Source organism: Mesorhizobium sp. M8A.F.Ca.ET.161.01.1.1 (genome assembly GCF_004792105.1).
In the GTDB taxonomy this organism is placed as follows: domain Bacteria; phylum Pseudomonadota; class Alphaproteobacteria; order Rhizobiales; family Rhizobiaceae; genus Mesorhizobium.
Genome location: NZ_SRTD01000119.1, coordinates 1 through 403, shown reverse-complemented (window position 1 = coordinate 403; position 403 = coordinate 1). Strand labels below are relative to the sequence as shown.

Here is a 403-nt window from a genome sequence, read left to right as displayed (position 1 = left end):
CCCAGCTCCTCAATATAATCCACGCGAAGTGCGAAACTCTGGGCGTCAGCAGCAGCGAGACGAAAATCTTCCGCCCGCATTCCAACAGTCACCGGGCCGGACGTGGGGGCAAAGCCATTGAGCGCAAACAGCGACGGCCCGATGGCAAGGCTATCGCCGTGCAATTCGGCGCTGAGAAGATTCATGGCCGGAGAACCAATGAAACTCGCGACGAAGGTTGAGGCAGGCGTGTGATAGACATCCAGCGGCGCACCGATCTGCTCGATACGGCCGCCATTCAGCACGACGAGGCGGTCGGCCAGCGTCATGGCTTCCACCTGGTCGTGGGTGACGAAGACGGAGGTGGCGGACAGGCGCTGGTGCAGCTTGCGGATTTCGGCGCGCATGGTGACACGCAGCTTGG

Annotated in this window: 1 pseudogene; it reads right to left on the bottom strand. The window is 61.8% G+C overall.

Features of this window, described 5'->3' with window-relative positions:
- Nucleotides 1-403, bottom strand: a pseudogene (gene ugpC / locus EN804_RS34930) (sn-glycerol-3-phosphate ABC transporter ATP-binding protein UgpC); the annotation flags it as partial.